The organism is Lutimaribacter pacificus, from assembly GCF_900142185.1.
Taxonomy (GTDB): Bacteria; Pseudomonadota; Alphaproteobacteria; order Rhodobacterales; family Rhodobacteraceae; genus Lutimaribacter; species Lutimaribacter pacificus.
This window is the reverse complement of the sequence record NZ_FQZZ01000005.1, coordinates 249,947-272,411: the sequence shown is the minus strand read 5'-3', so window position 1 is coordinate 272,411 and position 22,465 is coordinate 249,947. Positions and strand designations below refer to the sequence as shown.

General features: G+C 68.2%; 21 protein-coding genes. 8 read left to right on the top strand and 13 right to left on the bottom strand.

Features of this window, described 5'->3' with window-relative positions:
- Positions 1-6 precede the first annotated feature (6 nt).
- From fba to gph, 4 genes are all read left to right on the top strand, one after another.
- On the top strand, positions 7-1,062 hold the full coding sequence (fba, locus tag F3H87_RS14695) for a class II fructose-bisphosphate aldolase (protein WP_149787640.1): 1,056 nt from the start codon (positions 7-9) through the stop codon (positions 1,060-1,062).
- Between the two features lie 30 nt (positions 1,063-1,092).
- Positions 1,093-1,776, top strand: a complete 684-nt coding sequence (rpe, locus tag F3H87_RS14690; protein ID WP_149787639.1) for a ribulose-phosphate 3-epimerase — start codon at positions 1,093-1,095, stop codon at positions 1,774-1,776.
- 124 nt (positions 1,777-1,900) lie between these two features.
- Positions 1,901-2,455 (top strand): thioredoxin family protein, encoded by a 555-nt coding sequence (locus tag F3H87_RS14685; protein ID WP_149787638.1) that lies wholly within the window; start codon positions 1,901-1,903, stop codon positions 2,453-2,455.
- Positions 2,452-3,108: a phosphoglycolate phosphatase gene (gene gph, locus F3H87_RS14680; RefSeq protein WP_149787637.1), complete on the top strand. Its 657-nt coding sequence runs from the start codon at positions 2,452-2,454 to the stop codon at positions 3,106-3,108. The genes F3H87_RS14685 and gph overlap by 4 nt, the downstream gene beginning before the upstream one ends.
- Before the next feature lie 9 nt (positions 3,109-3,117).
- Here gph and argE read toward each other — a convergent pair whose 3' ends face one another.
- The 5 genes from argE to F3H87_RS14655 all read right to left on the bottom strand — a co-directional run bounded on the left by argE (position 3,118) and on the right by F3H87_RS14655 (position 7,533).
- Positions 3,118-4,254 (bottom strand): acetylornithine deacetylase, encoded by a 1,137-nt coding sequence (gene argE / locus F3H87_RS14675; protein ID WP_149787636.1) that lies wholly within the window; start codon positions 4,252-4,254, stop codon positions 3,118-3,120.
- Positions 4,255-4,278: 24 nt separating this feature from the next.
- Positions 4,279-5,223 (bottom strand): LysR family transcriptional regulator, encoded by a 945-nt coding sequence (locus F3H87_RS14670; protein WP_149787635.1) that lies wholly within the window; start codon positions 5,221-5,223, stop codon positions 4,279-4,281.
- 67 nt (positions 5,224-5,290) lie between these two features.
- A complete protein-coding gene (locus F3H87_RS14665) occupies positions 5,291-5,965 on the bottom strand; it encodes a DUF1028 domain-containing protein (RefSeq protein ID WP_149787634.1) in 675 nt (224 codons plus the stop codon).
- A 19-nt stretch (positions 5,966-5,984) separates the two neighbouring features.
- Positions 5,985-6,401 carry a RidA family protein gene (locus tag F3H87_RS14660; RefSeq protein WP_149787633.1) on the bottom strand — a complete coding sequence of 139 codons (417 nt, stop codon included), beginning with the start codon at positions 6,399-6,401 and terminating at the stop codon, positions 5,985-5,987.
- 10 nt (positions 6,402-6,411) lie between these two features.
- Positions 6,412-7,533, bottom strand: coding sequence for an aromatic ring-hydroxylating oxygenase subunit alpha (locus F3H87_RS14655; RefSeq protein ID WP_149787696.1), 1,122 nt, complete (start codon positions 7,531-7,533; stop codon positions 6,412-6,414).
- A 231-nt stretch (positions 7,534-7,764) separates the two neighbouring features.
- On the opposite strand from F3H87_RS14655, the gene F3H87_RS14650 reads away from it, so the two are divergent.
- From F3H87_RS14650 to F3H87_RS14640, 3 genes are all read left to right on the top strand, one after another.
- On the top strand, positions 7,765-9,030 hold the full coding sequence (locus tag F3H87_RS14650) for a flavin-containing monooxygenase (RefSeq protein WP_149787632.1): 1,266 nt from the start codon (positions 7,765-7,767) through the stop codon (positions 9,028-9,030).
- A gap of 118 nt (positions 9,031-9,148) precedes the next feature.
- On the top strand, positions 9,149-11,572 hold the full coding sequence (locus tag F3H87_RS14645) for a Lon protease family protein (RefSeq protein WP_149787631.1): 2,424 nt from the start codon (positions 9,149-9,151) through the stop codon (positions 11,570-11,572).
- The gene (locus tag F3H87_RS14640; RefSeq protein ID WP_149787630.1) at positions 11,569-12,225 is read left to right on the top strand and encodes a hypothetical protein; all 657 of its coding nucleotides are present in this window, start codon (positions 11,569-11,571) and stop codon (positions 12,223-12,225) included. Before F3H87_RS14645 ends, F3H87_RS14640 begins: the two co-directional genes overlap by 4 nt.
- Here the strand turns inward: F3H87_RS14640 and F3H87_RS14635 are convergent.
- On the bottom strand, positions 12,222-13,139 hold the full coding sequence (locus F3H87_RS14635) for a hydrogen peroxide-inducible genes activator (RefSeq protein WP_149787629.1): 918 nt from the start codon (positions 13,137-13,139) through the stop codon (positions 12,222-12,224). The genes F3H87_RS14640 and F3H87_RS14635 overlap by 4 nt on opposite strands.
- Positions 13,140-13,312: 173 nt before the next feature.
- Between F3H87_RS14635 and katG the strand changes: the two genes are divergently transcribed.
- Entirely contained in the window at positions 13,313-15,487 is a 2,175-nt protein-coding gene (gene katG, locus F3H87_RS14630) for a catalase/peroxidase HPI (protein WP_149787628.1), read from the top strand.
- 57 nt (positions 15,488-15,544) lie between these two features.
- Here katG and cueR read toward each other — a convergent pair whose 3' ends face one another.
- The 7 genes from cueR to F3H87_RS14595 all read right to left on the bottom strand — a co-directional run bounded on the left by cueR (position 15,545) and on the right by F3H87_RS14595 (position 22,409).
- Entirely contained in the window at positions 15,545-15,943 is a 399-nt protein-coding gene (gene cueR, locus F3H87_RS14625) for a Cu(I)-responsive transcriptional regulator (RefSeq protein ID WP_149787627.1), read from the bottom strand.
- Between the two features lie 10 nt (positions 15,944-15,953).
- Positions 15,954-18,464, bottom strand: coding sequence for a heavy metal translocating P-type ATPase (locus tag F3H87_RS14620; protein WP_149787626.1), 2,511 nt, complete (start codon positions 18,462-18,464; stop codon positions 15,954-15,956).
- A gap of 294 nt (positions 18,465-18,758) precedes the next feature.
- Positions 18,759-19,841, bottom strand: a complete 1,083-nt coding sequence (modC, locus tag F3H87_RS14615) for a molybdenum ABC transporter ATP-binding protein (RefSeq protein ID WP_149787625.1) — start codon at positions 19,839-19,841, stop codon at positions 18,759-18,761.
- A complete protein-coding gene (gene modB / locus F3H87_RS14610) occupies positions 19,834-20,535 on the bottom strand; it encodes a molybdate ABC transporter permease subunit (RefSeq protein ID WP_149787695.1) in 702 nt (233 codons plus the stop codon). The genes modC and modB overlap by 8 nt, the downstream gene beginning before the upstream one ends.
- Positions 20,536-20,539: 4 nt before the next feature.
- Positions 20,540-21,307, bottom strand: a complete 768-nt coding sequence (modA, locus tag F3H87_RS14605; RefSeq protein WP_149787624.1) for a molybdate ABC transporter substrate-binding protein — start codon at positions 21,305-21,307, stop codon at positions 20,540-20,542.
- Positions 21,297-21,680, bottom strand: coding sequence for a winged helix-turn-helix domain-containing protein (locus F3H87_RS14600; RefSeq protein ID WP_149787623.1), 384 nt, complete (start codon positions 21,678-21,680; stop codon positions 21,297-21,299). Before F3H87_RS14600 ends, modA begins: the two co-directional genes overlap by 11 nt.
- Positions 21,681-21,734: 54 nt before the next feature.
- The gene (locus tag F3H87_RS14595) at positions 21,735-22,409 is read right to left on the bottom strand and encodes a DUF1045 domain-containing protein (RefSeq protein WP_149787622.1); all 675 of its coding nucleotides are present in this window, start codon (positions 22,407-22,409) and stop codon (positions 21,735-21,737) included.
- Between the last annotated feature and the right edge of the window lie 56 nt (positions 22,410-22,465).

Genomic DNA, 22,465 nt, shown 5'->3' with positions numbered 1-22,465 from the left:
GTTTACATGGCTCTTATCACCCTTCGTCAACTGCTCGATCATGCGGCCGAACACGGCTATGGCGTGCCGGCGTTCAACATCAACAACATGGAACAGGGCCTTGCCATCATGAAGGCGGCGGCGAAATGCGATTCGCCCGTCATCATGCAGGCCAGCCGCGGCGCGCGCTCCTATGCCGGCGACATCATGCTGCGCCACATGATCCAGGCATTGGCCGAGATGTATCCGCATATCCCGCTTTGCATGCACCAGGACCACGGCAACAACGAACAGACCTGCCTGTCGGCGATCCGGCACGGGTTCACCAGCGTGATGATGGACGGTTCGCTCGAGGCCGACATGAAAACGCCTGCCTCCTACGATTACAACGTGGATATTACCGAACGCGTCAGCCGCATGGCGCATTGGGTCGGCGCCTCGGTCGAGGGCGAGCTGGGCGTTCTGGGTTCGCTCGAAACCGGCGAGGCGGGGGAAGAGGACGGATCGGGCGCCGAGGGCAAGCTCACGGCCGAGCAATTGCTGACCGATCCCGACCAGGCAAAGGATTTCGTGGCCAAGACGCAGGTCGACGCGCTGGCCATCGCCTGCGGCACCAGCCACGGCGCCTACAAGTTCAGCCGCAAGCCCACCGGCGACATCCTGGCCATCAGCCGGATCGAAGCGATCCACGCCAAGATCCCCAATGTGCACCTTGTCATGCACGGCTCATCCTCGGTGCCGCAATACCTGCAGGACCTGATCAACGAGTATGGTGGCGAGATGCCCCAGACCTATGGCGTTCCCGTCGACGAGATCGAGCGCGGCATCCGCTCGGGCGTGCGCAAGGTGAATATCGACACCGACAACCGCATGGCGATCACCGGGCAGTTCCGCAAGGTGGCAATGGAAAAGAAGACCGAGTTCGATCCCCGCAAGTTCATGCTCCCGGCGATGGACGAGATGGAAAAGCTGTGCCTCGACCGGTTCGAACGCTTCGGCACCGCCGGCAACGCATCGAAGATCACGCCGCTCGATCTGGATGCGATGGCCAGACGTTACAGCGACGGGGCGCTGGCGGTCTGACCGCCGCGCCCGAATTCAGGAGGTTCGCCCATGCCCTTTGATCGCAGCGTAAAGATCGCCCCGTCGATCCTGTCCGCCGATTTCGCCGATTTCGGGCGCGAGATACAGGCGATCGAGGCGCAGGGCGCCGACTGGGTGCATGTGGATGTGATGGACGGGCATTTCGTGCCCAACCTCACCTTCGGGCCGCCCGCGGTCAAGGCGTTCCGCCGCCATGTCAAGACGGTGATGGACGTGCACCTGATGATCGCGCCGGTGGACCCGTATATCGACGCCTTCGCCGATGCGGGCGCCGATATCCTGACCGCCCATGTCGAGGCCGGGCCGCATATCCACCGCACGCTGCAGGCCATTCGCGACGCGGGGATGAAGGCCGGTGTCGCGCTGAACCCCGGCACCCCGGCCGACGCGGTGGCGCATCTGCTGGACCTGACCGATCTGGTTTGCGTGATGACGGTGAACCCCGGCTATGGCGGGCAGTCCTTCATCGACATGACGGCCAAGATCCGCGCCCTGCGCGCCATGATCGGTGACCGCCCCGTGCATATCGAGATCGACGGCGGCGTCGATCCCGGCACCGCGCCCCTTGCGCGCGCGGCGGGGGCGGATGTGCTGGTGGCGGGCTCGGCGGTGTTCCGGGGCGGGTCGGTCGACAATCCCGCGCCCTATGGCGACAATATCCGCGCCATCCGCGAGGCGGCGAATGCGGCCTGAGGCGCTGATATTCGACGTCGACGGCGCGCTGGCCGTGCTGGACACGGTTTCGCATCTGGGCGGGCTGGCAGGCATCGCACGGCTGGCCGCCCACCCGCACCCCGCCTGAAGGAAAGGAGCCGTCATGGCCGTCACGCCCCCTGTCTGCGATTTCGGCTGGAAAGCCCCGGATTTCACCCTGCCCGCCACCGATGGCCGGACATATGGCCTGAGCGATATCGCCGGGCCGAAGGGCACGCTGGTCATGTTCATCTGCAACCATTGCCCCTATGTGCTGGCGGTGCTGGATCGCATCCTGCGCGACGCCCGCGACCTGCAGGCGTTGGGCACCGGCGTTGCGGCGATCTGTTCCAACGATGCCGCGGCCTATCCCGCCGACGGTTTCGAACAGATGGCGGAAATGGCGCGGGAGAAAGGATTTGCCTTTCCCTACCTGCATGACGAAACCCAGCAGGTCGCGCGGGCCTGGGGGGCCGCCTGCACGCCGGATTTCTTCGGCCTCGACGCCAGCGGAGGGCTGCAATATCGCGGGCGGCTGGATGCCTCGGGCAGGAACCCGGCCCCGCCGGACGCGCGGCGCGAGTTGTTCGAGGCGATGCGCATGGTGGCCGAAACCGGCCGGGGCCCGCGCGACCAGGTGCCCTCGATGGGATGTTCGATAAAATGGAAAGCACAATGACAGGCGCAATCGTTTTCGACCTCGACGGCACGCTGATCGACAGCGCGCCCGATATTCACGCCGCCGCCAACCGGATGCTGGCCGATTGCGGCGAGGCGCCGCTGGACCTGGCCACGATCATCGGTTTCGTCGGCAACGGCATCCCCCATCTCGTGCGGCTGGTCAGGCAGGCGCGCGACATTCCCGACGCGCGGCAGGACGAGATGACCGCCACGATGCTGGCCCATTACACCGCCCATCCCGCCGATCTGTCCACGCCCTATCCGGGGGTCAGGTCGTGCCTTGCCGATCTGAAGGCGTGCGGATATCGCCTTGGCCTGTGCACCAACAAGTTCCGTGCCCCGTCGATGCAGATCCTCGATGCGCTGGAGCTGACAGGCTTTTTCGACGTGGTGATCGGCGGCGACAGCCTGCCGGTCAAAAAACCGAACCCCGCCCCGTTGCAGGCGGCGTTCGACGCGCTGGGAACCGAACGGCTGCTTTACGTGGGCGACAGCGAGGTGGATGCCGAAACCGCCCAACGCGCGCGGATTCCGTTTGCCCTGTTCACCCGCGGGTATCGCAAGACCCCGGTCGCGGAACTGCCGAAAACCTTTGCCTTCGATGCCTTCGATACGCTTGCGGCGCACCTGCCCGCGCTTGTCGCACGGTAACGCGGCGGGTCAGCACATCCGCGCCACCAGCCGCCGCAGCATTGCGTCACACGCCGCCAGTTGATCGCGCGTGATGTATTCGTCGGGCTTGTGGCCCTGCCCCTCCATCGAGCCGGGGCCGCAGACGACACTGGGAATGCCAAGCGCGTCGAAGAACCCCGCCTCGGTGCCGAAGGCCACGCTGGTGGTGCCCGTCGTGCCCGCCAGTGCCTGCACTTCAGCCACGAAAGCGTCGGTTTCGGGCGTGGCAAGGCCGGGATAGGCGGCGATTTCCGAGATCCCGACCGCCGCGCCGGCACCATGCGCATGGGTGATCCGCCGTGCCGCCCCCTCGATCCGCTGCCTTATCCCCGTCGGGTCGTCCCCGGCCAGGTGGCGGAACTCGATCAGCAATTCCGCCCGGTCCGGCACGATGTTGAGCGCCTCGCCCCCCGTCAGCCGCCCGACATGCACCGTGCTGAACGGAATGTCATAGGCCGCATCGCGGGCGCCGCTCTCTTCCAGGTCGCGCTGCAACTCGCGCATCGCCTGCACCATGTCGGCCGCCGGATGCAGCGCATTGACGAAGCGCGGCGCCAACGCCGAATGCCCGGCCTGCCCGTGGAACAGAACGCGCAGCGCCTGCTTGCCCTTGTGGCCGGTCGCTACCTGCATGTTCGTGGGTTCCCCCACGATACAGGCGCGCGGCAGGCCGATGGCGGGCTCCAGCGCGCCGATCATCCGCGCGATGCCAAGGCAGCCGACCTCTTCGTCGTAAGAGATCGCCAGCTTCAGCGGTTCCTTCAGCGGCGCGCGGCTGGCGCGGTCGGCGGCGGACAGCATCGCGGCCAGAAACCCCTTCATATCCGTGGTGCCGCGCCCGTAAAGGCGCTCGCCTTCGGCGGTCAGGCGGAACGGCGCGCGGGTCCAGTCCTGCCCCGCCACCGGCACCACGTCGCTATGCGCGGATAACAGCACCCCGGCACCGGGCGGCCCCAGCGATGCGAACAGCCCCGCCTTGTCGCCGCCGGGATCGGTGACGCGGGTCACGGCAAAGCCGCGCTGGCGCAGGAAATCGCCGGTGAAATCCACAAGGCCCAGGTTCGACCGCGCGCTGACCGTGTCGAAACCGATCAGCCGGTCGAGTATGTCGAGCGTTTCCGCCATGCGTCCCCCAATATCCCGATGCCGTCAGGACCGTTCCGTGACCACGATCCCGCCGATCCCCGGCAGCGCGCCGCCCTGCACCGCCTCGCGGCAATGCTGGCCAAAGGCGCGCACCGCGTTCGACTTGCCCGCGTCCCGCGCCATCAAAAGCCCCATCTGCATCGGCCGGGGCGCGCCCCGGATCGGGACAAAGCGCAACGGCTTGCCATCGGGCGACAGGGTGTTGAGCGGGCGCACATTGGCAATGGAATAACCGAACCCGTTGGCCACGAGGCTGCGCATCACCGCCATGTCGCGGGTGCGCTCGGCCACGCGCGGGCGGGCGCCGATCCCGTCGAAGAAGGACAGGAAGTAATCCGCGCTCAGCGGCAGGTCCAGCAGGACCATCGGATATTCCTTCAGATCCTCGACCGTCACCTCCCGCCGCCCGGCCAGCGGGTGCCCCTCGTCCAGCAGGGCAAAGGGCGGCAGGCTCAGCAGCGGCTCGAATTTCAGGTCCGACGGCAGGGACAGGTCATAGGTCAGCGCCAGGTCGATCTCGGACCGGCGCAGCGCGCTGAAGATCTCAAGCTGGTTCAGCTCGTGCTGGCGCAGGCGAATGTCGGGAAAGACCGCCTCGAACCCGCGGCGCAGCGCCGGCAGGACGATCTGGGCAAAGGTGACAAGGCAACCCACCGACATCGGGCCGCGCACCGTGCCCGCGATGTCGCCGGCGATATCCATCATCGCGCCCGCCTCACGCAGCACGGTGCGGGCCTGGTCCAGCATCTGCCGCCCGGCCTGCGTCAGCGACAGGCCCTGCGCGTGCTGGCGCACAAACAGCGGCAGGCCGAATTCCTGCTCAAGCTGGGTGATCGCGGCCGAGATCGACGGCGACGACACGTTGATCCGCTCGGCGGCGCGGGCGATGCTGCCCGCCTCGCCCACGGCCACGAAATATTCCAGCTGCCGAAGGGTATACCTCAGCATGTCCCGACCTCGCGCGCAGTCCCGTCCATACCAGAGTGACCGCGCCGCGCCGGGTTGGCAAGCCGGCCTATGCGTCGCCCGGAACGCCATAGGACGGCGCCGCCCGCGGATCGAGCGCGCGCTGCACATATGCCTCAAGCTGCGGCTTGTAGATGTCCCATGCGGTGGCCACCGCCCCGACCGGGCAATCTTCGGTCCAGTCGCAGCGCAGATCGGCCACCGGCCAGGGCACACGGTCGACCAGCATCATGCCCGCCGAATGCACCGGCCCGGCCTCGCCCCCCGCCGCCAGCCCCGCGCGCAGCGCCGCGATCAGCCGGTCGCCCAGATGGCCCGTTGCCCCCAGGAACCCGTCGACGATGGCCTGCGGCACCCCGTCATTTGCCAGCAGGTTCCCGCCCGAGGCCACGTTCGCCCCCTGCGCCTGCGTCCAGATGCCCAGTGAGTTCGGCCCCGAATGGATGGCCGTGCGCCCCTGCCCGTCCACCGCCAGAACCTGCCGGTACTCGATGAATTTCCCCTGCCGCCTGACCTCGTCCACCGCCTGCGCGGCGCTCATACCCTGTGCCATCAGGTCCAGCGCCAGCGGCCCCAGCGTCGGGTCCGTCACGTTCTGCGAGGCGACCGCCCCCACGCCCGCCCGCGCATAGGCGCAGCGCGCCGCAACCGCCGGAGAGGACGAGGAAATCGCCACCCCGAACATCCCCGTCTTCTCGCAACGCGCCACCAGTGAAAACGTCATCTTTTTCTCCTCGGCCGCGTCAGTCGGGGATTACGGCGGTGGCGTCGATCTCGACCAGCCAGTCGGGCCGCGCCAGCGCCTGCACCACCAGCCCGGTCGACACCGGGTGCACGCCGCGGATATATTCCCCCATCGTGCGATAGACCGCCTCGCGGTGGCGCACGTCGGTGATATAGACCACGACCTTGACCAGATGCGCCATCTCGCCGCCCGCCTCTTCGATAAGCTGGCGGATGTTCTGCATCACCTTGTGGGTCTGTTCGACCGGATCGTGGCTGTCGATATTCACCGCCGTGTCCAGGTCCTGCGGGCATTGCCCGCGCATCCAGACGATGCGCCCGCCCGAGGTGACGACCGCCTGCGCAAGGTCGTTGTCCAGCTTCTGCTCGGGATAGGTGTCGCGCGTGTTGAACTTGCGTATCCTGTGATGTGTCATGACCTGCCCCTTATGCCGCGTCCTGCCCGGCCTCGACCCGGCTGAGCAGGTAGCGGGCGAAATCGTAATTCGGCCGTTCCAGGTGCGACAGGTGCCCGGCCTGCGCCAGCGGCGAGGACAGCCCGCGATACACCTTTTCGGTGCAGCCGCGATCCTCGACATTCACCTCGTCCAGCAGGGTTTTCAACCGGGTGAAGTTTTCCGCCGCATCCGCATCGCCCGCGAAATCGTCGGACATGCCGCCGCCGAACCGGATATGCACCTGCCCCGGCCCCTTGGGCAGCAGCGACAGATACCAGAAATACCCCGGCGTCAGCGTGATCAGCAGCGACGGGTAGATCGCGATCAGGTAGGTCATGCGCCGCTCGTCGCCCTGCAGCCGGTCGTTCGACGGGTGGGCGCAGGCAATGCGCAGGCTCTCGTCCTTCAGGATGGTGTGATAGTTGAACGCCGCGTGCCCCGGCGGGCAGATCATCTCGTCCAGCTTGGACAGCCCGCCGATGGTGCCGGCATGGCAGACCGGCAGGTGGTAGCTTTCCATGAAATTCTCGGCCAGCACCTTCCAGTTGGTGTCCCAGACATGTTCCTCGAAGAACGACTCGGTATAGCGCGCCATGTCGTAGCCCGCGATCATCTCCTCCAGCGCGGACAGCGCGTCGGCCACCGGCGCCGCCTCGGGGTTGAGCGAGACGAAGACCCAGCCAAGCCATTCCTCGCACCGGACCTGCGGCAGGCGATAATTGTCCTTGCAGAACCCGCTGTTACGCGACATCGCGGGCGCGCCGCGCAGCGATCCGTCCAGGTTGTAGGTCCAGGCGTGGTAGGGGCAGACGATCCGGCGCGCATGGCCCCGCCCCTGCAGCAGGGTGGACATGCGATGCAGGCAGACATTCGACTGCGCGCGCAATTGCCCGTCATTGTCGCGCAGCACCATCACCGGCTGCCCGGCAAGGTCGCAGGTCAGGTAGTCGCCCGGTTCCGACAGCGCGCTGGACCGGCCGACGCAAAACCACTCCTGGCCGAAGATATGTTCCATTTCGAGCGCAAGAAAGCTGTCCGAGGTGTAAACCCCGGGCGGCATCGCGCGCGCGGTTTCGAACTGCGCGGTCGCGGCAGCGCGCAGCCCGTCCATACTGCCATCGTCAGGAATATCCCTGGCCATGTCGCATCTCCTGTTGATCGTCCTGTCGCTTGCAGGATCGGTATTTTGCCGCAGGGTGGAAAGCAGGGACTGCCTCAGCCCTGCTTAGCGCAAGGCTAACAGAGATTAGCAAGAACCCAAGCAGGGCTTTGTCATTTGCGTGTTTGGACAAACCCGCCCCCTCGCCTAGGCTGGTTTTGAACAGGGCAAGGGATACACGCGATGGAACAGACACACACGCTCGTCATCGGCGGCGGGCAGGCCGGGATCGCGATGAGCGAACACCTCGGCGCGCAGGGCATTCCGCATCTGGTGCTGGAGCGCGCCCGGATCGCCGAACGCTGGCGGTCGGAGCGGTGGGATTCGCTGGTGGCGAACGGCCCGGCCTGGCATGACCGCTTTCCCAACATGGAATTTTCCTGCGGCGGCGAGGATTTTGCGGATAAAGATGCCGTGGCCGATTATTTCGTCGATTACGCCGCCCGGATCGGCGCACCCATCCGCTGCGGGGTCGAGGTGACGCGCGTGACGCAGCTGTCCGGCCGCGCGGGGTTCCGGGCCGAAACCTCGGCCGGGGCCATCGAGGCACAGGCCATCGTCGCCGCGACCGGCCCGTTCCAGCGCCCGGTGATCCCGCCCATCGTGCCGGCGGATGCGCCCGTCATGCAGCTGCATTCCAACGCCTACCGCAACCCCGCCCAACTGCCCGAAGGCGCGGTTCTGGTGGTCGGCGCGGGCTCGTCCGGCGTGCAGATCGCCGAGGAACTGATGCGCGCCGGGCGGCAGGTTTACCTGTCGGTCGGGCCGCATGACCGCCCGCCGCGCCGCTATCGCGGGCGTGATTTCGTCTGGTGGCTGGGCGTGCTGGGCATGTGGAACGCCGAAACGCCCGGTCCGGGCACCGAGCATGTGACCATTGCGGTCAGCGGCGCGGATGGCGGCAAGACCGTGGAATTCCGCGCGCTGGCCAACCGGGGCATGACCCTTGTCGGCATGACCGAGGGGTGTCAGGACGGCGTCATGCACTTCGCCCCCGACCTGGCCGGGAACCTGCGCAAGGGCGACGAGAATTACCTGTCGGTGCTGGACGAGGCCGATGCCTATATCACTGAGAACGGGCTCGACCTGCCGCCCGAGCCGCAGGCGCGGATGATCCCGCCCGATCCGGCCTGCGTCACCGACCCGCTGCGCACGCTCGACCTGGCGCAGGCCGGCGTCTCCACGATCCTTTGGGCCACCGGATATGCGCTGGACTATGGCTGGCTCGACGTCGATAGTTTCGACGACAGGGGCCGCCCGATCCACCAGCGCGGGGTGTCAAAGGTGCCGGGCGTCTATTTCGTCGGCCTGCCGTGGCAATCGCGGCGGGGATCGTCCTTTATCTGGGGGGTGTGGCACGATGCGAAATTCATCGCCGACCAGATCGCGATCCGGCGCGGGTACATGGCCTATCACGACGCCGTCCCGCCCATCGCCGAAAGCGCCTGAACGCGCGGCCGCGGGCGGCGGCGCCCCGCGACATTTGGACAAGGTATCGAACCCCGCATGTGCCCCACCGGGGTTTTCTGCTACATACCCATAGGATTGTCGCAAGAAAGAAACCGCCATGCCCGATCTGCCGCCCGAAAAGCTGCGCCCGCGCTGCGATCCGGCCACGCTGCCCTTTCGCACCACCGACGAACTGCCCGATGACAGCGACCTGATCGGGCAGGATCGCGCACTCGAGGCGATTCGCCTTTCGGCCGAGGTGCCGCACCGCGATTTCAACCTGTTCGTGCTGGGCCCCAGCGGCACCGGCCGCCACGCGGCCAGCGAACGGCTGCTGCGCGCGCAGGCGGCGCAGCGCGCCCTGCCCTCCGACTGGGTCTATGTCAACAATTTCGACGCGCCGCACAAACCGCGCGCGCTGTCGCTGCCGCCGGGCATCGCGCCACGGCTGCGCCAGGCGATGCAGGACCTGGTGAACGACTTGGCCCGCGACCTGCCCGCGGCCTTCGACTCCGACGACTACCAGACCCGCCGCCGCGCCATCGACCAGGAATACGGCGAAAAACAGGAAGGCGCGATGAGCGATTTCGCCGACCGCGCCAAATCCGAGGGCGTTGCGCTGATGCGCACGCCGATGGGTTTCATGCTGACCGCGCTGCGCGACGGCGAGGTTCTGAAGACCGAGGATTTCGACAAGCTGCCCGAACAGGAACAGGGCGAAATCGAAGAGAAAATCGCCCGCCTGCAGGAGGAACTGGCCGAGGTGCTGCGCCAGGCGCCCAAGCTGGAACGCGCCCATGCCAGGCGGATCGAGAAGCTGAACGCCGAAACCGCCAGCCGCACCGTCTCGTCCCGGATCGAGGAGTTCGACGCCGAACTGCGCGCCATCGACAGCGTCGCCCGCCATATCGAAGCCGTACAGCAGGACATCATCGCCCATGCCGCGCTGTTCCTGCAGGCCGCGGCGCAGGGTGCCGACGGGGGCTTTCCCGGCCCGCTGCGCAAGTTCCACGAAGACCCGGCCTTCGATCGCTACGCGGTCAACGTGATGGTGTCGCACGCGGGCGAAAACGGCATGGGCGCGCCCGTCGAAACCGAGCATGACCCGACGCTGGACCGCCTTGTGGGCCGGATCGAACATGTGTCGCAGATGGGCTCGCTGGTCACCAATTTCACCATGATCAAGCCCGGCGCGCTGCACCGCGCCAATGGCGGCTTCCTGATGATCGAGGCGCGGCAGGTGCTGTCGGAACCCTACGCGTGGGAGGCGCTCAAGCAATGCCTCAAGACATGTTCGGTCAACATCACCTCGCTGGCCGAGCGGATGAGCCTGATGTCCACCACCTCGCTCGATCCCGACCCGATCCCGCTGAACCTGCGGGTCGTGCTGATCGGCGACCGGCGGCTGCATGCGCTGCTGGTGATGCTCGACCCCGATTTCGCGGACCTGTTCAAGCTGCAGGCCGATTTCGAGGAATCGGTGGCGCGCGACGACGATACCAACACGCTTTATGCCCGGCTGATCGGCGCCTATGCCCGGCGCGAGGGGCTGCGCCCGATCACCGCCGGGGGCGTCGCCCGCGTCATCGACGAGGCCGCCCGGCGGGCCGAGGACAACACCCGCCTGTCGCTGCGCCTGGGCCAGATCGGCGATCTGCTGAAAGAGGCCGCGCATTACGCCGGAACCCGCGACGCGCCCCATGTCGAGGCCGAGGATATCGACCGCGCCAGCCGCGCGCAGGATCGCCGCGCCGGCCGCATCAGGGACCGTATGCAAGAGGCGATCGCCCGCCGCACCGTCCTGATCGACACCGGGGGCGCGAAGGTCGGGCAGATCAACGGGCTGTCGGTGATCGGGCTGGGAAACTACAGCTTCGGCCGCCCCTCGCGCATCACCGCGCGGGTGCGGATGGGCGCGGGCAAGCTGGTCGATATCGAACGCGAGGTGGACCTGGGCGGCCCGCTCCATTCCAAGGGGGTGATGATCCTCTCGGGCTACCTGACCGCGCTCTATGCGCGCGACGTGCCGTTCTCGCTCCATGCCAGCCTGGTGTTCGAACAAAGCTATGGCGGCGTCGACGGCGACAGCGCCTCGTCGGCGGAGCTTTACGCGCTGCTGTCGGCGCTGTCCGGGGTGCCGATCGACCAGGGGCTTGCGGTCACCGGGTCGGTCAACCAGGCGGGCGAGGTGCAGGCCATCGGCGGGGTCAACGAAAAGATCGAAGGGTTCTTCGAAACCTGCCGCGCGCGCGGGCTGACCGGCACGCAGGGCGTGCTGATACCGCAGGCCAATGTCGAGCACCTGATGCTGGCCGACGAGGTGGTCGCGGCGGTGCGCGACGGGCAGTTCCGGGTGATCCCGGTGGCCCATATCGACGAAGGGATCGCCTTGCTGACCGGGGTCGAGGCCGGACAGCGCGACGATAAGGGCGCCTTTCCCGAGGGGTCGGTCAACGCGCGGGTCGAGGCCCGGCTGCGCGGCTTTGCCGAGGCCCGGCGCGATTTCATGCGCCGCCCGGACGGCACCGGGGGGCAGCTATGACCACGCGCGGCACCGGCCTGCGAATCCTGATCGGCGCGGAAAGCCTGGCCGATGCCGAGGCCGCGCTGCGCCTTGTCGAACGCCTGCCGGACAGGGACATGACCGAGCTCGGTGGGCTGCTGCTGCGCGCGGCCGATATCGGCGCGATCCCCCGGCTTGCCCGGCAGCGCCTTGTCACGCCGGGCGGTGCGCTGCTGCCCGCGCCCGACACCCCGTCGGCCGGCTGGCCCGCGCGCGAGGCGACGCAGTTCCGCGCGCGCCTGGCCGCCGTGGCGCGCAGCCGCCGCTGGGTGTTCCAGGACCAGCCCGAAGAGATCGGGCGCATCGCGCGGTTCACCGAAAGCTGGGACGTGGTGATCCTGGGCTGCCGGTTGCTGCACCGGCTGCCGGGGCGCGTCGTGCTGGTTGCGGGCGCCGGGGGCGCCAGCCCCGAAACCGCGCGGTTTGCCGGCGATATCGCGCGGTCGCTGGGCACCGAGACCGCGACGCTGCCGAATGACGCGCAACTGCTGGCCCGGCTTGCGCGGATACCGGCGGCGGCGGTCGTCCTCGACCTCGGTGCCGATCCCCTGCCCGGCCCCGCCGCCCTGCGCGCGCTGATCGACGCCGCGCGCTGCCCGGTGATCCTGAGCCGCAGCCAGCCGCCGGGTTAGGCCGCCATCCGGCCGCCGATCTCGCCCGTGTCGTGCATCGCGCGCAGCGCCGCGGCGATCCCGGCCAGGTGCGGGGCCAGCGGCGAGGTCTTGCGCCAGACCATGCCGATGCGGCGTTTGGGGCGCGGTTCGGGCAGCCGTGCCACCGAAACCGCGGCCGAGGAGGTTTCGGTGGCGACCGCCATTTCGGGGATCAGCGTCACGCCGATGCCCACCCCCACCATCTGCACCAGCGTCGCCAGCGTGCTGCCCTCCATCAGGTCGCGCGGCGTGGCCTGCCCGATATTGCAGAACGACAGCGCCTGGTCGCGGAAGCAATGCCCCTCTTCCAGCAGCAGCAGGCGCATCTCGCGCAGGGTTTCGGCGCGCGGCACGGGCTTGTCGGCATCGGTGTCGGGGCGCACCAGCATGAATTCCTCGTCGAAAAGCACCTCTTCGTGCAGCGCGGGTTCCGAGACCGGCAGGGCGACGATGCCCATGTCCAGCCGCATATCCAGAAGCTCCTGTATCAGGGTCTGGGTCACCGCCTCGCGCGGGCGCAGGTCGAGCCCCGGAAACCGTTGCGACAGGTGCTTGATCAGCGCCGGCAGCAGGTAGGGCGCGATCGTCGGAATCACCCCGATCCGCAGCCGCCCGGCCATCATGTCATGGGCGCTGCGGGCCAGGTCCTCGATCTCGTCCACGGCGCGCAGGATATCCTCGGCCCGTTCGGCCAGCGCCTCGCCCAGGCGGGTCAGGCGGATCTGGCGCGCGCTGCGTTCGATCAGCGGTGCGCCCAGGATCGCCTCAAGCTCTTTCATCTGCACAGACAGGGCGGGCTGCGAGATCGCACAGGCCTGCGCCGCCCTGCCGAAATGGCGGTGACGGGACAGGGCCGCGAAGTATCGCAGGTGTTTCATGGTCAATCCGATCATAACCCCTGATTATCACAACAATAGGTAAATCCAAATTCTTTCTTATTTAGAATGATGCTAAAGTTTCGCCGGAGCGAGGAGGAATCGGGGGCGAACGGGTCGCATTGCGGCGCGGGTCATCTGCCGGCTTACTCCAAACCTGTCACCGATACACTTGAGCAAAGGAGAGCCAGATGGACGGGAACGACATGCCGACGGGCAAATGCCCTGTAATGCACGGAGGCAACACCGAAACGGGAGCGGGGGTCATGGACTGGTGGCCCAACGCCCTGAACCTCGACATCCTGCACCAGCACGATTCCAAGACCAACCCGATGGACCCGGATTTCGACTATCGCAAGGAACTGGAAAAGCTGGATGTCGACGCGCTGAAGAAAGACCTGACCGCGCTGATGACCGACAGCCAGGACTGGTGGCCGGCCGACTGGGGCCATTACGGCGGCCTGATGATCCGCATGGCATGGCACGCCGCGGGGTCGTACCGCGTGGCCGACGGCCGTGGCGGCGGCGGCACCGGCAACCAGCGTTTCGCACCGCTGAACAGCTGGCCCGACAACGCCAACCTCGACAAGGCCCGCCGCCTGCTGTGGCCGATCAAGAAGAAATACGGCAACAGCATCAGCTGGGCCGACCTGATCATCCTGGCCGGCAACGTCGCCTATGAATCCATGGGCCTCAAGACCTATGGCTTCGCCTTCGGCCGCGAGGATATCTGGCACCCCGAGAAAGACACCTACTGGGGCGCGGAAAAGGAATGGCTGGCGCCGTCCGACGAACGCTATGGCGATGTCGAAAAGCCCGATACGATGGAAAACCCGCTGGCCGCGGTGCAGATGGGCCTGATCTACGTAAACCCCGAGGGGGTGAACGGCCAGCCCGATCCGATCAAGACCGGCCAGCAGGTGCGCGAAACCTTTGCCCGGATGGCGATGAACGACGAGGAAACCGCCGCGCTGACCGCGGGCGGCCACACCGTCGGCAAGACCCATGGCAATGGCGACGCCGCGCTGCTGGGGGCCGAGCCCGAAGCCGCGGGGCTGGAAATGCAGGGCCTTGGCTGGAACAACCCGGCGATGGGCGGCAAGGCCACCAATGCCGTGACCTCGGGCATCGAGGGGGCCTGGACCACCCACCCCACCGTGTTCGACATGGGCTATTTCGACCTGCTGTTCGGTTATGACTGGTGGTTGCAGAAATCGCCCGCCGGCGCCTGGCAGTGGGAGCCCGTGAACATCAGGGAAGAGGACAAGCCGGTGGACACCACCGACCCGTCCAAGCGCCACAACCCGATCATGACCGATGCCGACATGGCGATGCGTTTCGATCCGGCCTACAAGGAAATCTGCCAGAAGTTCATGGCCGATCCCGAGTATTTCAACGACACCTTCGCCCGCGCCTGGTTCAAGCTGACCCATCGCGACATGGGGCCCAAGGCGCGCTGGATCGGACCGGAAGTGCCGCAGGAAGACCTGATCTGGCAGGACCCGGTTCCCGCCGGTTCGACCGGCTATGACGTGGACGCGGTGAAGGCGAAGATCGCCGCTGCCGGCCTGCCGGTGGCCGAGATGGTCGCAACCGCGTGGGACAGCGCGCGCACCTTCCGCGGCTCGGACATGCGCGGCGGCGCCAATGGCGCGCGCATCCGGCTGGCCCCGCAGAAGGACTGGGAAGGCAACGAACCGGCCCGGCTGCAAAAGGTCCTGGCCGTGCTTGAGCCGATCGCGGCGGAAACCGGCGCCAGCGTCGCGGACGTGATCGTTCTGGCCGGTAATGTCGGGATCGAACAGGCCGCCAAGGCCGCCGGTTTCGACATCACGGTGCCCTTCGCGCCGGGTCGTGGCGATGCCACCGACGAGATGACCGATGCCGATTCGTTCAAGTGGCTGGAGCCCGTCGCAGACGGTTTCCGTAACTGGATGAAGCAGGACTACGTCGTTTCCGCCGAAGAGCTGATGCTCGACCGGGCGCAACTGCTGGGCCTGACCGCCAGGGAGATGACGGTTCTGGTCGGCGGGATGCGGGCCATGGGCACCAACCACGGCGGCACCGGGCACGGTGTCTTTACCGACCGTGCGGGCGCGCTGACGACCGATTTCTTCGTCAACCTGACCGACATGGCCAACAGCTGGGTGCCGAAGGAGGCGAACCTCTACGAGATCGCGGATCGCGCCTCGGGCAAGACGAAATGGACGGCCACCCGCGCCGACCTGGTGTTCGGCTCGAACTCGGTCCTGCGGGCCTATGCCGAGGTCTATGCCCAGGACGATGGCCAGGAGAAATTCGTCAGCGATTTCGTCGCGGCCTGGACCAAGGTGATGAACGCCGACCGGTTCGACCTGGCGGCCTGAGCCTGAGCGATAGCGAAAAACAAGGCCCCCCGGGAGCGATCCCGGGGGGCCTTTTCGTTATCCGGCGGTTTCCGGGTCGGCCAGCCCCCGGAGGATGGGGCAATCGGGGCGGTCGTCGCCCGCGCAGGCCCGCACCAGGTGGGACAGCGTGGCGCGCATGTCCTGCAACTCGGCGATCTTTTCGTCGATATGGCGCAGGTGATCCTGCGCCACGCGCTTGACCTCGGCGCTTTCGCGGGTTTCGTCCTCGTAAAGCGCCAGCAATGTGCGGCACTCCTCGATGGTGAACCCCAGCGCGCGGGCGCGGCCGATAAAGGCCAGCTTGTGCAGGTCGGTTCCGGCAAAGCTGCGATAGCCGTTGTCGCTGCGGCGCGGGCGGATCAGGCCGATCTCTTCGTAATAGCGGATCGTCTTGGCCGGCAGCCCGGAGCGTCGGGCGACCTCTCCGATATTCATGGCGCTCTCCTTATTCGGCCGGGGTCGGCTGCGGCTGTGCGCGGGGCGCGGCCGGTTGCACCCCGGCGCGTTCGTCCATCGCGGGGCGGATGTTGCGCAGGCGCAGCGCGTTCGACAGCACGAAGACCGAGGACAGCGCCATCGCCCCCGCCGCCAGCATCGGCGACAGCAAAAGCCCCGTGGCGGGATAGAGGACACCCGCCGCCACCGGGATCAGCGCGACGTTGTAGCCGAAGGCCCAGAACAGGTTTTGCCGGATGTTCGCCATGGTGCGGCGCGACACCGCAAGCGCGTTGACCACGCCGCGCAGGTCGCCCGACATCAGCACCACGTCCGCCGCCTCGATGGCGACATCGGTGCCGCTGCCGATGGCGATGCCCACATCGGCCTGCGCCAGCGCCGGGGCGTCGTTGATGCCGTCGCCGACAAAGGCCAGCCTGCCGCCCTTGCGCAGCTCGTCGATGGCCGCGACCTTGCCGTCGGGCAGAACCCCCGCGATCACGTGGTCGATGCCGGTCTGCCGGGCGATGGCCTGCGCGGTTTCCGCGCGGTCGCCGGTGATCATCGCCACCTTCAGCCCCTGCGCGTGCAGCGCCGCGATCGCCGCGCGGCTGGAGCGTTTGACCGGATCGGCCACGCCGATCACCGCGGCGATCTGCCCGTCGATGGCGGCGAACAGCGCGCTGCGCCCCTCGCCCGCCAGCGCGGCGGCGGTTTCGGCATGCGCCTTGAGGTCGATCCCCTCGCGCGTCATCAGGCGGTCCGCGCCGACCAGCACCGTCGCGCCATCGACCGTGGCGCGCACGCCGTAGCCGGTGATCGAGTCGAAATCGGCCATCTGCGCCTTGTCCTGCACCCCTTCGGCCTGCGCGGCGCGGGTGATCGCCTGCGCGATGGGATGCTCGGACCGCGCCTCGACCGCGGCCAGTTTCGCCAGCACATCGGCGCGGGCAAAGCCCGGCGCAAGCTCCAGCTCGGTCAGTTCGGGGCGGCCCTCGGTCACCGTGCCGGTCTTGTCCAGCGCGACGATCCGCACGTTGCCCAGTTGCTGCAGCGCGTCGCCCTTGCGGAACAGCACGCCCATCTGCGCCGCGCGGCCCATCCCCACCATGATCGAGGTGGGCGTGGCCAGCCCCATCGCGCAGGGGCAGGCGATGATCAGCACCGACACCCCGGCGACCAGCGCCAGCGTCAGCGCCGGATCGGGGCCGAATACCAGCCAGACCAGCACCGTCAGCGCCGCCGCCGCCATCACGGCGGGCACGAACCACAGCGTGATACGGTCCACCAGCCCCTGGATCGGCAGCTTGGCGCCCTGCGCATCCTCGACCATGCGGATGATCTGCGCCAGCGTGGTATCGCCGCCCACGGCGGTGGCGCGGAACCGCAGGGTGCCGGCGCCGTTGACTGTGCCGCCGGTCACCGGGTCGCCGGCGGATTTCTCGACCGGGACGGGTTCGCCGGTCAGCATGCTTTCGTCGATCCGGGTCTTGCCATCCAGCACCTCGCCATCGGTGGGCAGCCGTTCGCCCGGGCGCACCACGACGATATCGCCGATCTGCAACGCCTCGGCGGCGATCTCGGTCACGGTGCCGTCGCGCTCCACCCGCGCGGTGCGTTCCTGCATGTCGAGAAGCGACTGGATCGCCGCGCCGGTGCGGCCCTTGGCCCGCGCTTCCAGCCAGCGGCCCAGCAGGATCAGCGTCACGATTACCGCCGCGGCCTCGTAATAGACGGCGCGGTTCTCGGCCGGCAGCAGGCCCGGCGCGAAGGTGGCGACCAGCGAATAGAGATAGGCCGCCGCCGTTCCCAGCGCCACAAGGCTGTTCATGTCGGGCGCGCCCTTCAGCAGCGCGGGCACGCCGATGCGGTAGAACCGCCGCCCCGGCCAGACCAGCACCAGCGTGGTCAGCACGAACTGGATCAGCCAGCTTGCCTGCGTGCCGATGGTGGCCTCGATCCAGTGATGGAAGGCGGGGATCGTATGCGCCCCCATCGCCAGCACGAAGACCGGCAGGGTCAGCGCCCCGGCGATCGCGGTGTCGCGGGCCAGCAGCCGGGCCTCCTGCGCCTTGCGGGCGGTGCGGCTTTCGGATTGGTCGGTTTCGGGCAGCGTGGCGGGATAGCCCGCCGCCTCGGCGGCGGACAGGAGCGCCGCGATATCCGTCACCCCCCTGAGATAACGCAGATGCGCGGTTTCCGAGGCCAGGTTGACCGACACGTCAAGCACACCCGGCACTGCGGCCAGCGCGTGTTCGACCCGCCCCACGCAAGAGCCGCAATTCATGCCGGCGATCTGCAGCGTCAGTTCGTCCTGCCGCGCGGGATAGCCGGCCTTGTCCAGCGCGGCGGCCACCTGGCCCAGCCGCGCGGTATCGTCCAGCACCAGATGCGCGGATTCGCCCGCGAGGTTGACGCTGACGTCGCTGACGCCATCCTGCGCGGCCAGGGCGCGGTCGACCCGCGCCGCGCAGCCGCCGCAATTCATCTTGTCGATTTCGAGTGTCGCCTGGAATGGCATCGGTAATCCCCTTTATCATTCCAGCTCCAGATAGGGCTTCCAGTCACGGGAAGGTCAAGGGGCGGTTGGGGATTTTTTCGACCCTTCGAACGGATCGCAATAGAGGGCATCGCATGGCCGCGGTCGGGCGATCCGACGGTTGTTACTGCCACTTTATCGTCCAGCCACATCCTCCTTCAGACCGTGGCACCTGCGGCAGCCAATCGCCCGGCCGGGGGGCGGCCGCGCGATGCCCGGGCCGCTTCGCGGCTGTTCCGGGCAGGGTGCAGCATTCGACTGTCGTGAAAGCGCCCCTCACCTCCCCCCGATATCGTCCGGGGCGACCGCCACCGATTTCACGATGGCGTGGCAGCTCTGCCCCGGCGCCAGTTCCAGCGCACTGGCCGAACGGCGGGTGATGCGCGCCAGAACCCGGCCCGCCGGCGTGTCGAGCGCCACCATCGCGCCGGGGCCCTCGCCCGCGCGCAGTTCGGCCACCGTTCCCGGCAGGATGTTCAGCGAGGACAGCCCAACGGGACGCTCGCGCGACAGGATCACGTCATGCGCGGCGATGCGCAGCCGCACCGGCGTGCCGGTATCGCCCGCGATGCGCGGCAGGAACAGCGGGTGGCCGCCGGCGTCAAGCTCGGTCAGCCCGTCCTCGTGCTGCGCGGCGATGCGCGCGCTCAGGACCGCGCCGGCCTCGCGCGCGCCGGCGGGCAGGACGGAGGGGTCGCCCAGCACCTCGGCCGCCGGGCCCTGCCGGATGACCTGCCCGGTCTCCAGCGCAACGACGGTCGTGGCCAGCCGCGCCACCTCGGACGCCGAATGGCTGACATAGAGGATCGGCACCGCCGCCTCGTCCCGCAGCCGTTCGAAATAGGGCAGGATCTCGGCCTTGCGGGGCGCGTCGAGCGCGGCCAGCGGCTCGTCCGCGAGGATCAGGCGCGGCGCCGACAGCAGCGCACGGCCGATCGCCACCCGCTGTTTCTCGCCCCCCGACAGCGCGCCGGGCCGGCGGTCCAGCAGCGGGCCGATGCCCAGCATGCCGACCACCCGGTCGAACTCGGCCCGCGGGGGCGTGCGGGCGGAAAACCACGCGCCGAATTTCAGGTTCTGCCGCACGGTCAGGTGGGGAAACAGCCGCCCCTCCTGGAAGATATAGCCAAGCTGCCGGCGATGCGGCGGCAGGTGGATGCCGCGCGCGCTGTCCAGCAGGACGCGGTCGTCCACCACGATGCGGCCCGCGTCGGGGCGCAGCAGACCGGCCACCGCGTTGACGATCGTGGTCTTGCCCGACCCCGACCGGCCGAACAGCACGGTCAGCCCGGCGGGGGCCTGAAACCCGATATCGAGTGCGATGCCCTCGAAACGGTGGGTCAGCGACACCTCAAGCATCGCGCCCGCCCACCCTTGCGGCCACGCGCCGGCCCACCCATTCCGACAGCAAAAGCGCCGCCATCGCCACCGTGACCGAGACCAGCACCAGCTTCATCGCGGCGTTTTCACCGCCCGGCACCTGCAAAAAGGCATAGATGGCCGATGGGATCGTGCGGGTCTGGCCGGGGATGTTCGACACGAAGGTGATCGTGGCGCCGAATTCGCCCATCGCCTTGGCAAAGGCCAGGATCGCGCCCGCCACGATCCCCGGCAGAACCATCGGCAGGGTCACGGTCAGGAACACCCAGACCGGCGCGGCCCCCAGCGTGGCGGCGGCCTGTTCCAGCTTCGGGTCCACCGCCTCGATCGCCAGCCGGATGGCGCGCACCATCAGCGGAAAGGCCATGACCGCCGCCGCCAGCGCCGCGCCGGTCCAGCTGAAGGCGAAGACGATGCCGATTTCGGCCAGCGCCCGGCCCAACGGCGCGTTGGGATTGAGCCCCAGCAGCAGGATATAGCCGGTGACCACCGGCGGCAGGATCAGCGGCAGGTGCACCAGCCCGTTCAGCAACTGCTTGCCCGGGAAACGCCAGCGCGCCAGCGCATAGGCGATGAACAGGCCCGGCGGCAGGCTGGCCGCCACCGCCCAGAACGACACCTGCAGCGACAGCGCGACCGCGCGCCATTCCTCGGGGCCGAGCCAGTTGGCCAGCAGGTTACTCACCGATCACGCCGAATCCCTGCGCCCCGAACACGGCGCGCGCCGCGTCGCTGCCCAGATAGGTGAGAAAGGCATCCTCGGCGGCAGTGTCGCGGGTCGTCAGGTCGGCCACGGGATAGAGGATCGGCGGGTGGCTGTCGCCGGGGAACTGCGCGATCACGGTGACGCGCGGCTCGGCCACGGCATCGGTGGCATAGACGATCCCCAGCGGCGCGGCGCCCGTGGCCACCAGCGCCAGCGCGGCGCGCACGTTGTCGGCCTGCGCTACCTGCGGCTCGATCCTGTCCCACAGGCCCAGCGAGGTCAGCGCGGCCTTGCCGTAGATGCCCGCGGGCACCGCATCGACCAGCGCCATGGCCAGCCGCCCCTGCCCCAGCATCGCCGCCAGGTCGGTGTCGCCATCCAGCGTGACGGCGGGCGTCGCGGCATCATGCGCCACCAGCACCAGCGCGTTGCGCAGCAGGTCGCGGCGGCTGCCCGGTTCGACCAGCCCGCTTTCTTCGATCCGGTCCATCCAGCCGGGATTGGCCGAGATGAAGATATCGGCGGGCGCCCCGGACTCGATCTGCCGCGCCAGCGCCGAGGACCCGGCAAAGGACAGCACCACGTCGATCCCGGTTTCTGCCCCGAACCGGTCGCCGATCTCGGTCAGGGCCGTGGTCAGGCTGGCGGCGGCAAAGACGGTGACCTGCTGATCCTCGGCCCGGGCCGGGATCGCAGAGGCAAGGCACAGCAGCGCCGCGGCCCATACGTTATTTTTCATCGGATATATCCCCCAACATGGATTGAAGCGCCCCGACACGGGCGGCGCCGGCCTCAGCCATGATGTCCTGAAGCTTTCGGAAATGCGTCAGGACGGCCTCGCCGGCGTCGGTAAGATGCGCGCCGCCGCCCTGCGCGCCACCCCGGGCCGAGACGACCAGCGGCTTCTGAAAAGCCGTGTTCATCTCTTCCACAAGGCCCCAGGCGCGCTTGTAACTCATCGACATGGCACGGCCGGCCGCCGAGATCGAGCCGGTTTCGCGGATATGTTCCAACAGGTCGGCCTTGCCCGGCCCAAGGATCAGCCGGTCGCCGAAGATGACCTTGACATGCAGGCGCGGCGCGGGTGCCGGGGATGGGTGCGGATCGCTCATGCAGGCAATTCACACGGATTCGTTATGTTTGGCAAGATATATCGTTTGCGAGTCTCAGCCGCGCAGGAAAAAGCGGGAGATTTCGCGGAACATGCCATCCGCCTGCTCGCCCACCAGCGCCACCTGGTCGAGGACGAAGGGCGCGGGCAGTTCCGGCAGCCGTGCGTCCAGATGCGCCCTGACCGTGTCCGCCTCGTCGCGGGCCAGCGGGCCGGTCAGCGTCATGTGAAAGCGGAACTCTTCCATCACGTAAGGATAGCCCCAGCGCGTCAGCAGCGCGTCCTGCGCGGGCGTCAGCCGGGCTTTGCGGCGGCGGGCCAGCTCATCGCGGTCGGGCGGCGCGCGAAAATGGTCGAGCCCTTCGACGATCCCCGCCGCCACGCCCGCGATCGCCGCCACGCCCCCCACCGGGCGCAGCGCCAGGAACCGGCCCAGCCTGTCGGCCTGCAACCCGTCGCACAGCGCCGGGGTCATCCGCGCGGTCAGCACGTCGAGCGCCGCCCCGAGCGCGGCGGCGTCGCCCCCCGGCGCCAGCCGGAACGGCGGTTTCAGCGTCGCGTGAAACCCGTATTTCCGGGGCTGTCCGGTGATCCTGTCGATCCCCGGCACATCGGGCTGCGCGACCGCCCTGCCCGCCTGCACGTCCCAGCCCAGCCAATGCGCGCCGAAGGTCGCCAGCGGACCGGGCGGCGGCAGGTAGTAGACGGCATAGCGGGTGAAACCGGGCATGGCTGCGCTCCGTGGCAAGTCGCCTTTCGCCTAGCCCGCAATCCCGCGCGCAGCAA